Origin of the sequence: Micromonospora sp. NPDC005172 (assembly GCF_040608555.1) — a bacterium.
GTDB lineage: Bacteria > Actinomycetota > Actinomycetes > Mycobacteriales > Micromonosporaceae > Micromonospora.
In genome coordinates, this window is the sequence record NZ_JBEXIL010000013.1 from 121,165 (window position 1) to 136,000 (window position 14,836).

General features: G+C 70.8%; 10 protein-coding genes. 2 read left to right on the plus strand and 8 right to left on the minus strand.

Features of this window, described 5'->3' with window-relative positions; translation table 11 throughout:
• Positions 1-49 precede the first annotated feature (49 nt).
• Both ABZV06_RS12000 and ABZV06_RS12005 read left to right on the plus strand, forming a co-directional pair.
• The gene (locus ABZV06_RS12000) at positions 50-3,514 is read left to right on the plus strand and encodes a ThuA domain-containing protein (protein WP_355620765.1); all 3,465 of its coding nucleotides are present in this window, start codon (positions 50-52) and stop codon (positions 3,512-3,514) included.
• 197 nt (positions 3,515-3,711) lie between these two features.
• Positions 3,712-4,458, plus strand: coding sequence for a hypothetical protein (locus tag ABZV06_RS12005; RefSeq protein ID WP_355246659.1), 747 nt, complete (start codon positions 3,712-3,714; stop codon positions 4,456-4,458).
• A gap of 50 nt (positions 4,459-4,508) precedes the next feature.
• On the opposite strand, the gene ABZV06_RS12010 is transcribed toward ABZV06_RS12005, so the two are convergent.
• The 8 genes from ABZV06_RS12010 to ABZV06_RS12045 form a co-directional block, all read right to left on the minus strand.
• Entirely contained in the window at positions 4,509-7,592 is a 3,084-nt protein-coding gene (locus ABZV06_RS12010) for a S8 family serine peptidase (protein ID WP_355620768.1), read from the minus strand.
• Positions 7,593-7,875: 283 nt separating this feature from the next.
• Entirely contained in the window at positions 7,876-8,820 is a 945-nt protein-coding gene (locus ABZV06_RS12015) for an acyltransferase domain-containing protein (protein ID WP_355620771.1), read from the minus strand.
• Positions 8,821-8,876: 56 nt separating this feature from the next.
• A complete protein-coding gene (locus ABZV06_RS12020; RefSeq protein WP_355620774.1) occupies positions 8,877-9,680 on the minus strand; it encodes a sugar phosphate isomerase/epimerase in 804 nt (267 codons plus the stop codon).
• The gene (locus ABZV06_RS12025; RefSeq protein WP_355620776.1) at positions 9,677-10,831 is read right to left on the minus strand and encodes a dihydrodipicolinate synthase family protein; all 1,155 of its coding nucleotides are present in this window, start codon (positions 10,829-10,831) and stop codon (positions 9,677-9,679) included. The genes ABZV06_RS12020 and ABZV06_RS12025 overlap by 4 nt, the downstream gene beginning before the upstream one ends.
• On the minus strand, positions 10,828-11,979 hold the full coding sequence (locus ABZV06_RS12030; protein ID WP_355620779.1) for a Gfo/Idh/MocA family oxidoreductase: 1,152 nt from the start codon (positions 11,977-11,979) through the stop codon (positions 10,828-10,830). The genes ABZV06_RS12025 and ABZV06_RS12030 overlap by 4 nt, the downstream gene beginning before the upstream one ends.
• Before the next feature lie 27 nt (positions 11,980-12,006).
• Entirely contained in the window at positions 12,007-12,801 is a 795-nt protein-coding gene (locus ABZV06_RS12035) for an ABC transporter ATP-binding protein (RefSeq protein WP_355246642.1), read from the minus strand.
• Between the two features lie 4 nt (positions 12,802-12,805).
• The gene (locus tag ABZV06_RS12040; RefSeq protein ID WP_355246639.1) at positions 12,806-13,810 is read right to left on the minus strand and encodes an ABC transporter substrate-binding protein; all 1,005 of its coding nucleotides are present in this window, start codon (positions 13,808-13,810) and stop codon (positions 12,806-12,808) included.
• Positions 13,811-13,833: 23 nt separating this feature from the next.
• Positions 13,834-14,676, minus strand: a complete 843-nt coding sequence (locus ABZV06_RS12045) for an ABC transporter permease (protein WP_355246636.1) — start codon at positions 14,674-14,676, stop codon at positions 13,834-13,836.
• Positions 14,677-14,836: the final 160 nt, after the last annotated feature.

Here is a 14,836-nt window from a genome sequence, read left to right on the forward strand (position 1 = left end):
CAGCGAGAAAGCGCTTTCCGACCCTCACCGTCCGACAGGGAGCGCCCCCATGCCCAAACACCTGCGCGCGATCTGCCTCGCCCTGCTCACCGTCGCCACCGTCCTGAGCACCACCACCGCCCTGCCCGCCGAGGCTGCCCCACGCTTCCGGGTGCTGGTCTTCTCGAAGATCACCAACTTCTACCACGACTCGATCCCGGCCGGCGTCGCCGCGATCCAGCAGCTCGGGACCGCGCACAACTTCGAGGTCGTCGCCACCACCGACGCGGCCGCCTTCACCGACGCCAACCTCGCCACCTTCGACGCCCTGGTCTTCAACAACACCAACTCCACCCCCGCCTCGGGCGACCTGCTCAACGCCAGCCAGCGCGCGGCGCTGCAGACGTTCATCCGCAACGGCGGCGGCTGGGCCGGGCTGCACGCCGCCTCGGCGAGTGAACGGGACTGGCCCTGGTACGAGGGCCTCGTCGGCACCATCTTCGACTACCACCCCGACTTCTCGGCCACCGGCGGGACGTACCCGGGTCGGGTCAAGGTCCTCGACCGCGCCCACCCCTCCACCCGCAACCTGCCTGAGCTGTGGGAGCAGAGCGAGGAGTGGTACAACTGGCGGACCAACCCCACCGGCAACGTGCACACCCTCGCGCAGATCAAGGTGCGTGACGGGATCAACGGCCTGGACGAGGGCGTCGACCACGCGTACTCCTGGTGTCAGCGCTACGACGGCGGACGGTCCTGGTTCACCGCCGGCGGGCACGCCAGCTCCCGGTTCAGCGAGCCGGCGTTCCTGGAGCATCTGCGCTACGGCATCGAGTGGGCCGCCGGCGCGGTCGCCGGCGACTGCTCGGCGACCGAGACCGGCACCTTCGAGCGGGTGGGTCTGGTCACCGAGAACCTGGCCGACCCCTTCGAGTTGGCCGTCGCCCCCGACCGCAGGGTCTACTACATCCAGCGGACCGGCGCGCTCAAGGTGGTCGACTCGAACACGCTCCAGGTCACCACGTTGCTCGACTTCGCGTACACCTCGGCGATGACCGACCAGTCCGACGGACTGCTCGGGATGACCCTGGATCGCAACTTCGCCAGCAACGGCTGGGTCTACCTGCTCTGGTCCGACAAGACCCTCAAACAGCTCAACCTGTCCCGGTTCACGGTGGCGAACAACAGCGTCGCGCTCTCCTCGGAGAAGCGGCTGCTGACTGTCCCGACGTACCGGGGCGTGGGTCGGGCCAACTCGCACATGGGCGGGTCGCTGGCCATGGACGCGGCCGGTCGCCTCTACGCCGCGATCGGCGACAACACCGACCCGTTCGCCTCCAGCGGCTACACCCCCGTCGACGAGCAGTCCGGCCGGGCCGCCTGGGACGCCCAGGGCACCGCCGGCAACACCAACGACCTGCGCGGCAAGATCCTGCGGATCACCCCGCAGGCCGACGGTACGTACACCGTGCCGAGCGGCAACCTCTTCGCGGCCGGTACGGCGAAGACCCGGCCGGAGATCTACGCGATGGGCATGCGCAACCCGTTCCGGATCACCATCGAACCGGGAACGAACGCGGTGCTCGTCGGTGACTACGGCCCGGACGCCCGCGCCGCGGATGCGAACCGTGGCCCGGAGGGGACTGTCGAGTTCAACCGCATCACCGCCCCCGGCAACTACGGCTGGCCGTACTGCGTCGGCAACAACATCCCGTTCAACGACTACAACTTCGCCACCAGCACCTCCGGGGCGAAGTTCAACTGCGCGGCACCGACGAACAACTCCCCCAACAACACCGGCCTCACCACGCTGCCGGCGGCGAAGCCGGCGCTGGTCTGGTACGCCTACTCCGCCTCGACCCAGTTCCCCGAGGTGGGCACCGGCGGGGGCGGCCCGATGAGCGGCCCGGTCTACGACTACGACCCGGCGAACACCCGTACCACCAAGTTCCCCGAGTACTTCGACGGCAAGTGGATCACGTACGAGTTCACCCGCAAGTGGTTCAAGACGCTCTCGATCCACCGGACGGCCCAGACCTTCACCACCTCGCGCTTCGGTCCCACCGCCGTCGGCGACCTCCAGTCGATCAACGGGATCTTCGAGAACATGAGCTGGATCCAGCCCTTCGAGGCGGAGTTCGGCCCGGACGGCTCGCTCTACGTCATCGACTTCGGCGAGGGCACCGGCAGCGGTCGCGGCGGCAGCAACGCCGGCGCCGGCATCTACCGGATCGACTACGTGGCAAACGGCCGACCACCGACCGCGAAGATCGCCGCCACCCCGGACAGCGGGCGCGCACCGCTCACGGTCACCTTCTCCTCGGCCGGCACGACGGCCGGTGACGGCACGGCGCTCAGCTACGCCTGGGACTTCACCAACGACGGCACCACCGACTCCACCGCCGCCAACCCGAGCTTCACCTACCCGACCGCCGGGACACACACCGCCCGACTGACCGTGCGCAACAGCGGCAACGGGCTGACCGCCACCGCCGTGACCGACGTCGTCGTCGGCAACACCAGGCCGACGGTCACCATCACCGTGCCCAACGGCGGGTTCTTCGACTTCGGCGACAAGATCCCGTACACGGTGACGGTCACCGACCCGGAGGACACCACCATCGACTGCGCCAAGGTGACCGTGCAGACGCAGCTCGGCCACGACACGCACGCCCACCCGCTGGACGTCTACACCGGCTGCTCCGGGTTGCTGGCCACCGAGGCGGACGCCGGCGACGGACACGGGCCGGGGCAGAACCTCTACACCCTGATCACCGCGCAGTACACCGACGGCGGCGCGGCCGGCGGCGTACCGGCGCTGACCGGCTCGACCCGGGTCCAATTGCAGCCCAAGAGCAAGGAGTCGGAGCACTTCAGCGCGCAGTCCGGCCTGATCGTCAACGACCGGACGACCGCCCGCGCCGGCAAGCGGCTCGGCGACGTCGACCACAACGACTGGGCGGCGTACGGGCCGGTGGACCTGCGCAACATCGGCTCGGTGACGCTCGGGGTGACCAACGGTGGTCTCGGCGGCACCATCGAGCTGCGCACCGGCTCGCCCACCGGCACCCTGATCGGCACGGCCACCATCGGTTCGACCGGAGGGTGGGACAACCTGGTGTCACCCACCGTCACCCTGACCAACAAACCGACCGGCACCACCACCCTGTACACGACGTTCGTCAACGCCGCCCAGGTCGGCGGCACACCGGACCTGATGTCGCTGGACTGGATGCGCTTCAACGGCGCCGGCGTCAAGCAGGAGCCGGGCGGCACCCTCACGATCGCGGCCAACCCGACCGGCGGCGCAGCTCCACTGACGACCACGCTGACCGCCACCGCGACAGCCCCGTCGGGGCAGAGCATCACCGACTACGCGTGGGACTTCGGCGACAACAGCGCCGTGACGCACGGTACGACGCTGCGGTCGACGAGTCACAGCTACGCACGTAAGGGCACCTTCACCGCCCGGGTGACGGTCACCTACACCGGCGGGGAGACCCGCTCGCTCAACCTGAGCGTCACGGTCACCTGATCCATGGCCCGGGGGCGGGCGGGACACCCTGCCCGCCCCCGCGGAGCCGCTGACGACCGGCATAGGCATCCTCGTCTCGCAGACCCGCGCCTGAGTGCACAGACGCGCTGACGCCACCGGGACACGCCGGCGCGGTGGTTGATCGTTTCCGCTCGCTCGCGGCAGGGAACTGCTCAAATCGAGGCAGAGGGGGAACCGTGAGCACATACGCACTGTCGTCGACCACCCGAGCGCTTATTCTGCCGTTGCTGGGCATCGTCGCGCTGAGCACGGCCTGCACGACCGGCGACGGCACGTCCGACGCGGCGCCGTCGACCGCGTCGACGACGTCGCCCCCGGCGAGTCCGGCCGACCAGCCATCCGGAAGCGCCAGCGCTCCGACGACCATTCCGACGTCGGCCTTCGTGGAGCTACCGCCCGAGCTGCGGAAGTCTCCCCGCCGGTCGACGCCCGTCGCCGAAGCCCTGCCGAAGCTCTGCGCCAACGAATTCGGCACCGGAGGCCGGCAGGTCACCGCCAGCGCGGCGATGACGGTGACGTACAAGAAGGCCGGCGAGCCCGACAGCAACACACCGCAGGGCATGATCCACCAGACCATCTTCACCTTCGACGGTGACGGCGCGACCGACTACCTGCGGCGCGTGGGCGATGCGGTGCGGGCGTGCCCCTCCTTCGACCAGCAGGGCAGCACGGTCACGGTCGAGAGCAAGGCGGTGACCGGTGTCGGGGACGACGCGTTGCTCGTGACCCGGACGTGGAGCGCGACGAGCATGAACGGTGAGCGCTCGGGCGGTGCCGGCTCCAGCCAGATCGCCGTGGCCCGGGTCGACGGGGTCGTGACGGTGTTCGACGACCAGGGCTGGGAGGGCAGCAGCGGCAACCCGACCATCCTCGACCGGACCATGCGCGACGGCGTGCACGCCGTTGACGCCTGGCAGCGCTAGAAAGAACAGTGGGGCGGCGCACGACGGCGCCGCCCCACTGTTTCGTACGGCTACTCCTCCCAGGCGCTCTGCTGGGTGGACACGAGGTTGCCGGGGACGACCGTGCCGTTGGTGCGGTACTCGGTGTACGCCCAGAAGTCACCCTCGGGCAGCGGCCGGTTGGGCTTCAACGTGAAGTTGAGACTCTGCCCGCGCTCCGTCGTCGACGGCAACGTCAGCGTGGCCGGCGCGTACGTGGCGTTGCGGCCGATGATGGCGTGGCTCAACTGGAAGTCCACGACCGGGCCACCGGGCACCTGCGCGAACACGTACGCGGTGTAGCGCCCCGGCTCGGGCAGGAACTTGTACGCCTGCTCCGCGCTGGTCCAGTACCTGTCACTGCTGTAGACGAGTTTGTCGCCCTTGCACAGGTACAGGTCGAGGTTGGTGTTCGGATCCTCGGTGTTGGCCTCGACGATGATGCCGGCGGTGTTGGCCGGCACCGTGAAGTCGACCTTCTTCACCCCGGACGCGCTCGGGTCGAACACGCCGCCGTACACGCCGGCCGGCATCGAGTACGACTCCCGGCGCATCGGCGTGTAGCCGGTGCTGCGTCCGGTCAGCGGCCCGGTGAAGCCCGGCTGGGCGTAGCCGAACGAGCCGCTGGTCATCCGGCCGAACTCCTCGCCGTCGTCGGCGTACGGCCGGGGGGTGATGCCCCACGGGCGGGCGGCGACGGGCATCCGGGCGCTGTGGGCCTTGCCCTTCCAGGTGATCGACCCGGTGACGTACCGGTCCCAGGGGGCGCTGCCCCGACGCAACGTGATGGTCACCGTCGCGGACTTTCCGGGCGCGAGCGTCACCGACGCGGGCGACACCGTCACCGTCATACCGGGCAGGCCAGACACCGACGACCGGTACGTCTCCCGCGTGTTGCCCACGTTGGTGAGCGTGCGGGTGAGGGTCACCGGGCGGGTGCCGTCGTACTCGCGCAGCGAGATGGCCGGAAGGTTGAGTTCCTTGCCGTCGGGCTGGGCCGTCTCGCTGAACGTGACCAGCTCGGCGGCGGTCGGCTCGATGACCAGACCCGGGTCCTTGGCCCCGGCGAGGTTGATGAAACCGCTACCCTGGTCCAACGGGCTGCTGGTGCCCCGGGTGTCGGTGGCAGTGGTCCGCAGGGCCGAGGCGACGGTTCCCGGCGACCAGGTCGGGTGGGTGGCCCGCAGGATCGCCGCCGCGCCGGCCACATAGGGCGACGCCATCGAGGTGCCGGAGTACGCGTCGTAGTTCCGGCCGAAGTTACCCGCCGGCGAGACCGCGGCGATGATGTCCGTACCCGGCGCGACCAGGTCCGGCTTGAAGACGCCGAGGGTCACCTTGTCCGGGCCGGTGGAGGAGAAGTCCGCCACGCTCGGTACGCCCGGAACGCTGGAGCCGTCGCCGCCGGTGCGCAGCGACACCCTGGCGTCGGCCGGGTGGCGCATCAGGTAGTTGAACAGCGTGCCGGCCTGCTTCTCGGTGTTCAGGTAGACCACCGGGAAGTTGTAGACCGAGTTGACCCGGTAGTTGCCTTCCGGGACGAACACGACCATCGCCGCACCGCCCTTCTCCTTCACCTCCAGCGCGGAGTTGAAGGGGGTCGACAGCGCGCAGGCGACCACCTTGCCCTTGATCTTGGCCGGGTCCAGGCTGCCCGGCTCGCAGTACGCCGAGCCCTGCTCCAGCGAGCCGGCCTGGTCGCCGAAGACCATCGGCCGCGAGGCGTCGCCGGGCAGGGCGTCCAGCGAGCCGCCGACCAGCTTCGTGCCGTCACCGAGCTTGACCGTCGCCTCGTTGGGGTTGGTCACCGCCGCGCCCACGGTGGTGACCCAGGGCGCCGCGTTGCTGATGGCACCGCTCACGATGCCGGTGTTGCCCGCCGACGCCGCCACGAAGACCCCGGACAGCGTGGCGTTGAGGAAGGCGACGCCGATCGGGGTGTTGGCCTCCCAGTCGCCGAGGTCGCTGCCGATGGAGAAGTTCAGGACCTGCACACCGTCCGAGACTGCCGCGTCGATGCCGGCGATGATGTCGGCGTCGAAGCCCATCCCGCCCCAGAGCACCTTGTAGACGGCGATCTGGGCGTCCGGCGCGACACCGGAGACGGAACCGAAGGAGCGGCCGTCGATCGTGACGTCCCGGACCGGCAGACCGGCTGCCGTGGACGCGGTGTGCGTACCGTGTCCCGACATGTCGCGGGGGGACAGCACCTCACCCTCGGGCACCGAGCCGCCGCCGGCGAGCCACGTGTCGGCGAAGTACCGGGCACCGACGATCTTGCCGTTGCAGTGCTCCGCCACGAAGGCCACGCCGGTCTGGCACGTGCCGTGCCACGTCTTGGGCGCGGGCATCGTTTTGGCGAACGAGGCACTCTCCGGCCAGATGCCGGTGTCCAGGACGCCGACCACCATGCCCGCTCCGGTGCCGGGGCCGGGCTTGACCGGCTTGGCGGGGGCGGTGGGCTTGGCGGCGTCGTCCGTGGTGGACGGAGCGACCGCGGTGGAGGTCGGCGTGCCGGCGGTGGTGGCGTTCGGGGAGGCCGCGAGCGGCGTCGCCGAGCGCGTGCCCAGTGCCCGTGCGGCGGTGACGGCGCGGACCCGCTTGTCGGCCCGCAACGCGGTCGCCTGCTTCGCGGTCAGCGTCGCCGAGAACCCGTTGAAGGCTGCGGTGTAGGCCGTCTTGACCTGGACACCGGCCGCGGCGGTGACGGCGGACCGCTGCGCGTCGAGGTGCCGGCGGTACGCCTGCGACGGTGCCGACGTCACGTCCAGCCGGTTGCCCGGCGTCGGGCGGGTCCGCGCCAGCCCCGACGTCCCGCCGACGTACGTGGTCAGCGGCTCCTCGGCCAGCTCGACGACGTAGACCCCGGAGCCGTTGGCGTCCACGGCGCTCTTCGGGCTGGTCCCGTCGGCGTCGGCGCGACGGTCGGCCCCGTCGGTCAGTGTGGTGCGCTTGTCGGATCCGTTGGTGAAGTAGCCGGAGCTACCGCTGGCCGGCCGGTCCGCGGGGGCCGCCGACGCCGATCCCGCGACACCGGTTGTGCCGGTGATCATCGCGATGACCAGCGTCGGTAGCGCCAGTCTTCGCAGGTTGTTCCCGCTCGTGCTTGTCGACACGAGACTCCCTTCCATCGCTCCTCTGTGGAGCTTTCCTGTTGACCGCGACCCGCATGGGAGCGCTCCCCCACCTAAGCCCGCGACGGTTAATCGAGGGTTCGAACGGTGTTACGGATCGCCGGTGCACATAAGATCACGATGTTTCGACCGTGCCTAGATCATGTTTTTTCGCCGCGACTGAGGAAGAATCAGCCGCTCCGGCCAGCGGGCTCCGGCGGGTGCAGCGAACCGGGGACCCGGGGGTCCACGCACACCCGGACCAGCCCGGCCGCGTCAGTGCGGCTCAAATCGGAAAGCGACCCTGACGCCACTGCCAGTGCCGGCCGGACGACAGATGATCGACGATCGCGCGTTGCAGGACGGTGCGGCGCGGCAGCTCGTCAAGCGGCGTGGTCAGCGTACGGAACACGAACCGCAGCACCTCGACGTCGGCGTCCAGCCCCTCCGGCTCCTCGTAGGGTTCCAGCTCGAACCGTCGCTGGAATCGGATGATGTTGGAGTCCTCGGGCAGGTACTCCCGCAACTGGGGGTCGAGAAGCCACGAGCCGCAGGAGAACGCCGTGTAGTGCTCGTCCGGGAAGTGGCGCGCGAAGAAGACGCGGGCCTCGTCGAGCGACGCCGAGACCGCCTCCGGGGTCAGCGGCCCCGCGTCGGGGATGTGCAGCCCGATGACGCCGTCGCCGCGGTGGTGCTGCAACCGGCCCAACTCGTAGACCGCGCCGCGCACGTGCAGCGTCAACCAGCTCTGCATGACCGGCCAACCCTCGCCGCGCATCCGCCGGTCGACCGCCAGGTTGCGGCCCAGGTCCGCGAGGGTCGCCCAGGACACGGCGTCGGGAACGCCGTGGTCGCGGTGGTAGCCCCGCACGACCTCGACCAGGGCGAGGTACGCGTACACGTAGAGATGCCGCCAGGCGGGGCCACGGTCGAGCGGCAGCTCCGGGCCGGGTGGCAGCCAGGCGTAGCCGCCGAGATCCGCGCGGACCAGCGCGATCGAACGGTCGAGCAGCCAGCGCAGCTCGGGCGTCCACAGTGGTGACCCGTCGTCCGGCCAGCCTGCCATGATCTCGGTGATGTCGTCCGGAGGTACCGCGAGCCGCTCGAGGATCGCGGGCACGTCGGCCTTGGCGGGCAGCGGGGCCGAGGGCCGGTCGCCGGCGAGCCGGTGCACACGCTCGACGGCCTCGACAGGTGCCCCGAGCAGGGCCGCGGTCTCGAACAGATCCACGCGGACGACCTTACCGCCGGGTGGCATCGGCCCAGGGCCCGTACCCGTCGCGGTGGTCAGACGACGTGGCGCAGGTAGCCGGCGATCGCGGCGTCCAGCACCTCCGCGCCCGGCCGTGCCCAGACCCCGGCGGAGAAGACCTCCACCTCGATCGGACCCCGGTAGCCGGCGGCGTCCACCGCCTCGCGCAACCGTCGCAGCTCGATGCACCCGTCGCCGGGCAGCGCGCGTCCGAGCAGCACGCCCTCCGGCAGCGGCGTCACCCAGTCGCAGACCTGGAACGCGGCGATCCGCGCGCCGGCGCGGTCGATCTGCGCGTACACCGTGTCGTCCCACCACACGTGGTACGCGTCGACGACCACGCCGACCACCGCCGGGTCGAACCGTTCGGCGATGTCGAGCGCCTGGCCGAGGGTGGCGATCACGCATCGGTCGGCGGCGAACATCGGGTGCAGCGGTTCGATCGCCAGCCGTACGCCGGCCGCCGCCGCGTGCGGCGCCAGCTCACCGATGGCGTCGGCGACCCGACGCCGGGCCCCGTCGACGTCCCGGCTGCCCGCCGGCAGTCCGCCGGAGACGAGTACCAGCTCGGGCGCGCCCAGCGTGGCCGCCTCCTCGATGGCGCGCAGATTGTCCGCCTGCCAGTCCTCGGCGGAGAAGAAGCCGCCCCGACACAGCGAGGTGACGGTCAGCCCCGCGTCGCGGACCAGCTTCGCCGCGCGGGCCAACCCGTACCCGGCCACCGGCTCCCGCCACAGCCCGATGCCCGGTACGCCGGACGCCACACAACCGGCGACGACCTCGGGCAGCGGCCAGTGCTGGGCGGTCGCCTGGTTGAACGACAAACGGGCGAGACTCATTGGACAACCCCCGCCACGGTGAAGAACGCCCGGGCACGAGCGGCGGCCAGCTCGGCGTCGGGCAGCAGCCCGGCCGCGTCGGCGAGGGTGAGCAGGGTCGCCAGGTGCGCCGGGGACCGGCCGGACTGCGCACCGCCGACCATCGTGAAATGGTCCTGGTGCCCGGCCAGCCACGACAGGAACACGATGCCCGTCTTGTAGTGCCAGGTCGGCGCCGCGAAGAGGTGCCGGGCCAGCGGCACGGTGGGGGCGAAAATCTCGTCGTACGCGGGCAGGTCCCCCCGGTCGAGGGCGGACAGCGCGGCTGCGGCGGCCGGCGCGATGGCCGCGAACACGCCGAGCAGCGCGTCGGAATGGCCCACCTCGTCACCCCGGATCAGCTCCGGATAGTGGAAGTCGTCGCCGGTGTAGAGGCGTACGCCCGCCGGCAGCCGGCGGCGCAACGCCACCTCCCGGTCGGCGTCGAGCAGCGACACCTTGATGCCGTCCACGGTCCGCTGGTGCGCCTTGATCAGTTCGAGGACCGTGTCGGCGGCCAGGTCCAGGTCGGCGGACCCCCAGTAACCGGTCAACGCCGGGTCGAACATCGGGCCCAGCCAGTGCAGCACCACCGGCTCACCGGCGGCGGACAGCAGCTCGTCGTATACCCGTAGGTAGTCCTCGGGGCCGTGGGCGGCGGCGGCCAGGTGCCGGCTGCACATCAGCACCGGCCGGGCGCCGGCGGCCCGGACGTCGTCGAGCTGCTCGCGGTACGCGGCGGTGACCTCGGCCAGGGTGGCCGGGCCGGTCGGGAGCTGGTCGGTGCCGACGCCGGCGACGATCCGGCCGCCCACCGCGCGGGCCTCGGCGGCGCTGCGTCGGATCAGCTCCCGGGTCGCCGGATAGTCCAGCCCCATCCCCCGCTGGGCGGTGTCCATCGCCTCGGCGACGCCCAGCCCGTACGACCACAGGTGCCGCCGGAAGGCGAGCGTGGTGTCCCAGTCCACCACCGCCGGGGCGCCCGGCACGTTCTCCGCCCTCGGGTCGGCGACCACGTGCGCGGCGGCGTACGCGATCCGGCCGGTCGCCGGGCCGGCCGGGCGGCCGAAGCCACCCGCCCCGGCCAGCCGGTGTCGCCGACCGCCGGGCAGGACCACCTCGGCGACCCTCATGCGTGCAGTTCCGGGACCTCGACGCGGACACCCTCGCGGGCCGCGCGGAGCCCCAGCTCGGCGAGCTGTACACCGCGCGCGCCGGCCAGGAAGTCCCACTGGAAGGGCTCGCCGGCGACGACGTGCCGCAGGAAGGCCTCCCACTGCACCTTGAAGCCGTTGTCGAACTCCTCGTTGTCGGGGACCTCGGCCCACTGGGCGCGGAAGTCCTCGGTGACCGGCAGGTCCGGGTTCCACACCGGTTTCGGGGTGACCGCCCGGTGCTGCACCCGGCAGTTGCGCAGCCCCGCGACGGCGCTGCCCTCGGTGCCGTCGACCTGGAACTCCACCAGCTCGTCGCGGTACACCCGCACACCCCACGACGAGTTGATCTGCGCGATCACGCCGCCTTCGAGTTCGAAGATGGCGTACGCGGCGTCGTCGGCGGTGGCCGCATAGGTGCGGCCGTCCTCGTCGACCCGCTCGGGCACGTGGGTGCGGGTCACGCAGGAGACCGCGGTGACCCGGCCGAACAGCTCCTGGAGCACGTAGTGCCAGTGCGGGAACATGTCGGAGGTGATGCCGCCGCCGGCCTCGGCGCGGTAGTTCCACGAGGGGCGCTGGGCCGGCTGCCAGTCACCCTCGAAGACCCAGTAGCCGAACTCGCCGCGCACCGAGAGGATCCGGCCGAAGAAGCCGCCGTCGACGAGCCGCTTGAGCTTGCGCAGCCCGGGCAGGAACAGCTTGTCCTGCACGACACCGGTGCGGACACCGGCCGCGTCGGCGGCGCGCGCCAGGTCGAGCGCGGCGGCGGTGTCCTCGGCGAGCGGCTTCTCGGTGTAGATGTGCTTGCCGGCCTCGATCGCCTGGCGGATCGCCTTCTCCCGCTGCTGGGTCACCAGGGCGTCGAAGTAGATCTCGACGTCGTCGCGGGCCAGCGCGGACGTCAGGTCGGTGGTCCAGTCGGTGAGGCCGTGTCGCTCGGCGAGCTCGCGGAGTTTGGTCTCGTTGCGTCCCACCAGGACCGGTTCCGGCCAGATGGTCGTACCGTCGGCCACCGTCACGCCGCCCGACTCGCGGATGGCCAACAGGGACCGGACGAGGTGCTGGCGGTAGCCCATGCGTCCGGTCACGCCGTTGACGATGATGCCGATCGACCTGCGGGTCATGGTGATCCCTTTCGTCGTGCTGGTCGTTCAGTGGTTGGCGGCCGCGCTGCCGAGCAACCCACGCAGTTCGGTGGCGAGCCGGTCGAAGCGGGAGTCCGACATCACCTGCGCGTAGTCGCGGTGCGCCGGCAGCTCGACACCGAAGGTGCGGATGATCCGGCCGGGCCGGGCGCTCATCACCACGACCCGGGTGCCGAGGAAGACCGCCTCGGCGATGGAGTGGGTGACCAGCACGACGGTGGTGCCGGTCTCCCGCCAGATGCGGTGCAGCTCGGCGTTCATCTGCTCGCGGGTCAGCGCGTCCAGGGCGCCGAACGGCTCGTCCATCAGCAGCACCGGCGGGGCGTGCAGCAGCGCGCGGCACAACGCCACCCGCTGCTGCATGCCTCCGGACAGCTCGTGCGGGAGCGCCTTCTCGAAGCCGGTCAGGCCGGTCATCTCGATCAGCTCGTCGGCGCGGCGGGCCGCGCGTGCCCGGTCCATGCCGCGCATCTCGGCCTGGAGCAGGATGTTGGCCCGCGCGCCACGCCACTCGAGCAGCGCGGCCTTCTGGAAGACGAAGCCGATCTCCTTCTGTGGGCCGCGTACCGGCTGTCGCAGCAGCGAGACCTCTCCGCTGGTGGGCTTCACCAGGCCGGCGACGATCTTCAGCAGGGTGGACTTGCCGCAGCCGGACGGGCCGACGATGGTGACGAACTCCCCCGGCTCGATGTGCAGGGACACGTCGTCGAGGGCGGTGGTCTGCGACCGTCGGGTGGTGAAGCGGACGGTCACGCCGGACATCCCGATGGCGGTGCCGGTGGTCGCCGGCGCGGCGCTCACCCCGTCACCCCTTGGCCGCGTAGGAGGAGTCCCAGTACGCGTCCGGCGCGCCCGGTTCCTTCAGCTCCGCGAAGCGGGACATCAGGTCGATGGTCTCGGACCACTGGGCGTCGGTGTTCACCCCGGGCGGGCCGTCGGCACCGAGCAGCGGCAGGTTGAGGGTGAGCTGCTTGGTGAGTACCTCGGGGGCGGGCTCGTTCTCGGCGAGCGCCACCATGGCGCTCACCGCGCCGGCCGGGTCGCGCGCCGCGTCGGCCCAGGACTTCTGGGTGGCGCGCACGAACTTGCGGGCCAGCTCCGGGTCCTTCTGCAGGGTCTGGGTGTTGGCGATCAGGCCGGTGCCGAGCAGGTTCATCCCGTAGTCGGCGAAGAGCAGCACGTCGACCTTCTTGCCGGTCTTGCTCTCGATGGTGGGTGCCTGGTCGTGGAAGAAGCCCATGATGGCGTCGACCTTGCCCTCGGCCAGGGCGGCGATCTTGCCGGCGGCGTCCACGTTGACCACCTTGACGTCGTCCTTCTTGAGGCCGTTCTTCTCCAACCAGGCCGGGAAGGTCGCGTAGAGGGCGTCGCCGGGCGTGCCGCCGACGGTCTTGCCCTTCAGGTCCGCCGGGGTCTTGATGTTCTTCTCGGTGAAGAACTCCACCGAGGAGGGGCCCTTCTCCAGGTACGCGCCGAGACTGCGCACCGGCATCCCACTGGCCACCGACTTGAGCAGGACGGGACTGTCGGCCCATCCGAAGTCGGTCTGCTTCTGGGCGACCTGCTTGACCGTGTTGCCGGACCCGTTGCCGGGCAGGATCTTCAGGTCGATGCCCTCGGCGGAGTAGTAACCCTTCTGCAGGCCGTAGTAGAAGGGGGCGTGCTCGCCGTACGGCACCCAGTTGAGGGTCAGGGTGACCTGCTTCTTCCCGTCGGCGCCGGTCGTGCCGGCGGAGTCGCTGTCGCCGCAGCCGGTGGCAGCGAGCAGCAGGGCGGCGGTGGCCAGGATGGTGGTGGCGGTGCGTTTCATCGGTGCCTCCGTGATGGGGTCGGTCAGGAGGTGGTGAGGGACACGCCGGCGCGGCGGCTGGCGTGCCACGGGATGAGCAGCGCCTCGGCGATCTCGACCAGGACGAACAGGACGATGCCGATGGCGGACATCAGGATCAGGTCGGCGAACAGCAGCGGGGCGTCGAGGTTGCCGTTGGCCAGCAACAGGACGTAGCCGAGCCCTTCGCTGGCGCCGACGAACTCGCCGACCACGGCGCCGACCACCGCGAGGGTGACCGCCACCTTCAGACCGGCCATCAGGTGCGGCAGAGCGTTCGGGAAGCGGATCTTGCGGAAGGTACGCCACGGCCCGGCGCCCATCGTGGCGGAGAGGTCGAGCAGTTCCGGGTCGGTCGAGCGCAGGCCGGCCACCCCGGAGATGACCACCGGGAAGAACGCGATGAGCACCGCCAGGATGATCTTCGGGGTGAGACCCAGGCCGAACCAGACGACCAGCAGCGGCGCGATGGCGATCTTCGGGATGACCTGCGCGAACAGGACGATCGGGTAGAGCGCCTTGTCCAGGGTGCGCGAGTAGGCGATCGCGACCGCGGTGGCCAGTCCCAGCGCGGCGGCCAGGACGAAGCCGAGCACGGTCTCGTAGAGGGTGACCAGGGTGTGTCGCGCCAACTCGGACCACTGGTCGGTCATCGTGGTCCAGACCTGGCCGGGGGTGGGTACGAGGTAGTTCGGCACGTACTCCCGGGCGGCGACGAACCACCAGGCGAGGACGAAGGCCGCCAGCACGAGCGCCGGACGCCACATCGAGTCGGCGACCGACGCCGCGCGGCGGCCGAGCGTGGGTCGGGGCGATCGGCCACCGCCGGCGGGTGGCGCAGCAACCACTGTGGATCGAGCTGCGCCGTCGGTGTGATCCGGAGCTTCGGCCGATCCGGGCGAGGACTGAGCCGTGGCGGCTGAATCGCCTTCGCGCTCACCGCTCGCCTGGTCAGCAGCGGCGCGCCGACCTGCGGTGTCCAAAGAGTTCTCCGTCACGCGAACCTCC